At 54.1% G+C, this 2,531-nt stretch carries 3 protein-coding genes; 1 reads left to right on the top strand and 2 read right to left on the bottom strand.

The window, feature by feature from the left end:
* A partial coding sequence (locus tag KKA81_17045) for a hypothetical protein (GenBank protein MBU2652635.1) occupies positions 1–549 on the top strand: 549 nt, incomplete at its 5' end.
* Between the two features lie 42 nt (positions 550–591).
* Here the strand turns inward: KKA81_17045 and KKA81_17040 are convergent.
* Positions 592–1,440 (bottom strand): deoxyribonuclease IV, encoded by an 849-nt coding sequence (locus KKA81_17040; protein MBU2652634.1) that lies wholly within the window; start codon positions 1,438–1,440, stop codon positions 592–594.
* 548 nt (positions 1,441–1,988) lie between these two features.
* Positions 1,989–2,531 (bottom strand): hypothetical protein (locus KKA81_17035; GenBank protein MBU2652633.1); only part of this gene is annotated, 543 nt, incomplete at its 5' end.

Genomic DNA, 2,531 nt, shown 5'->3' with positions numbered 1-2,531 from the left:
TACTTCTACAAGTGCCTCGACCGTGGAAACGTTGAAGGTCCCTTGGTACTCGGTCTGGAACCTGCGCGTCAGACGGTTGACGGCTACAGCGTCTCCCTTCAGAGTCGGAAAACGCGCAGGTCGGAGAGTTTTTACGCGATCTCGATCGATCCTCCGCTTGAACCTGGGAAGTCTGTCGCTTTCCAGTTTACGCGCAATTCGTCTAACGGAGTGATGGCCTATACCAAGGAGGAACTGCTGTCGCGCAAGGACGTAAACGAGCGGATGGTGGTCAATATCTCATATCCATCCGACTCTCTGGACATGCAGTTTACCTTCCCGCCTGGCTATATCCCCATTCACTACGGCCACGACGTGTGGTACGGTGACGGCATGGTTCGCCATGAGGACGAGTATGCTCGCATCACCAGAGTAAAGGGTTTCAACCGCACCAAAGACGGTGAAGACAACTGCTGCTGCCTGAGCTTGAGGCTCAAGTACCCGTTGCTTGGTCTGAAATATGTCATTTGGTGGGTTCCCCCCGACGCAGCGACTCTGTTGCCGGTTTAGAGTTCACAATGATACCAAGCCGTCATCATCTTCCGATAGAACTTATCGCCTCACCAAACTCCGAAGCAATTTAAGATTCTCGATGTCCTCTTTGAGGTCATCGCCCTTGGGCGTTTCGAGAATCTTGGGGACATCCTTGAGTTTCTTGTCGTTGACGATGTTTCGAAACGCCTCAATCCCGATCATTCCCTGCCCGATATGCTCGTGGCGGTCGCGCTTGGAGCCGAACTCCTTCTTGCTGTCGTTCATGTGAATGATCCTGAGGCGGTCGAGCCCGATCGTGCTGTCGAATGACTTCATCGTCTTTTTGTATTCAGCCGGGTCGGACAAATGATAGCCGGCGGCAAAGACGTGGCAGGTGTCGAGACAGACGCCGACCTGGGTCTTGTTGTCGACAAGATCGATCATCTGCGCGAGTTGTTCGAAAGTATAGCCGAGATTGCTCCCCTGGCCGGCGGTAGTCTCGAAAAGCAGGGTAACGGTGTTGTCGGGGAGTTCGTCGAAAAGGCGGTTGACGTTTTCGCCGATTTTTTGGATGCCGACTTCCTCGCCGGAGCCGACATGGGAGCCGGGATGGAAGACGAGGTTGGGGATTTTCAGCGTGTTGCAGCGTTCCATTTCCACTTTGAGGGCGTCGCACGACTTCCGGCCGAGATCGGGGTCGGGCGAGGCGATATTGATCAGGTAGGAGGTGTGAGAGACCGAGACCGTGACGCCGGTGGATTTTATCATATCGAAGAACTTGGTGATTTCATCGTCTGCGAGCGGCTTGGCGCGCCATTGGTTGCTGGACTTATTAAACATCTGGATAGTGTCGCAGGTGGCCTGTTGGCCGCGTTCGATGGCGTTAAAGACGCCGCCGGCGATGGATTCGTGGGCGCCAAAGAGCATAAGTCCTCGTGTGGGCTGATGGTTTTGTGCTTCTATTATGCTGTATGATAAATGGTTAGGTGGAAGAAAGCAAATGGGAATTGTCTCTTTTGGCCATGTAGGAGATCGGAAGGCGGGGCAGGTGGACAAGGCGAGACGGGTGACTAGATAAGGCTATTTTTCTTTATTTTTCGCGAAATTTTTGAACTTCCACTGCCACTTTTTGACAGGTAGTTAAAGTATCTTACCCTCTGATCGTCGACCCTTTGCGTTCCGCGTTTAGGTCGACTTGATCCCCGGGATGGGGGATTATCACGAGCGGGACCAATGGTCCCGCTCATTTTTTTTGAAAATTAGCAAAATTTCTTGATTTGTACTGCCATGAATTGACAGGCAGAGTTTGTAACTTGCCGGTGCGTTGAAAGACCAACCCTACCACGACGCAAACCCGATTCCTGTTAACGGGTGTCAGGCGGGCAGGGCCCTCGCGGCCCTGCCCATTATTTCTGGCCACTAACACACCAAATAGTCAGATGCGGCGACATCGGTGGCCGATAGCCGGCAAACGTTTAAAGGTCGGTGGACGGCGGCCGATAGCTTTCAAGCAACCATTCTTCGTAGATGTCGAAAGTGCCGAGTGGATCACTGCTGTAATCGGTGGCAGTGAGGCCGATCGCGGAGATTGTTCGCTTAACCAGCCCGATCGGGGCGATGTAGTCGGTGACGACAAGGTTGGGGTAGAAGAACACAATGTCCGGATCGTCTGAGCCCGTGCCGCCCTGGCCCCCCGGGCCGGGGCCAAGCGTAGAATTCGGCTTGGCGGTTGTTATCAGAATGTAATATCGCCAGGTGATTTCGTAGGCGCCGAAGGCGCCGGCTGGTGTGACGACTTCGACCGAATCGGTCACTTCCTTCTTGATCATGAATCCCGCGTCGGTTAGGACCGTCCACATTTTGCCGATCGCCAGCGGATAGTCCAGCACTTGTCGCGGTGGATCGACTATGGTTTCGGGGCCGATCTGGAGTGATGCCGGCGAAAAATACGTCCGCGCCGCATCGCATACCTGCCCGATCGACCAGAAGCGGCGCCCGAAAAGTTCCAGCGTGATATC

It is taken from the genome of Bacteroidota bacterium, assembly GCA_018831055.1.
Lineage (GTDB): Bacteria > Bacteroidota > Bacteroidia > Bacteroidales > B18-G4 > M55B132.
Note: the sequence above shows the minus strand (reverse complement) of the source record. Positions and strands in the feature narration are given on the sequence as shown.

Excerpts from the sequence above, each read along its gene's own strand:
- KKA81_17040 (MBU2652634.1), bottom strand. The coding sequence starts at position 1,440 with ATGCTCTTTGGCGCCCACGAATCCATCGCCGGCGGCGTCTTTAACGCC.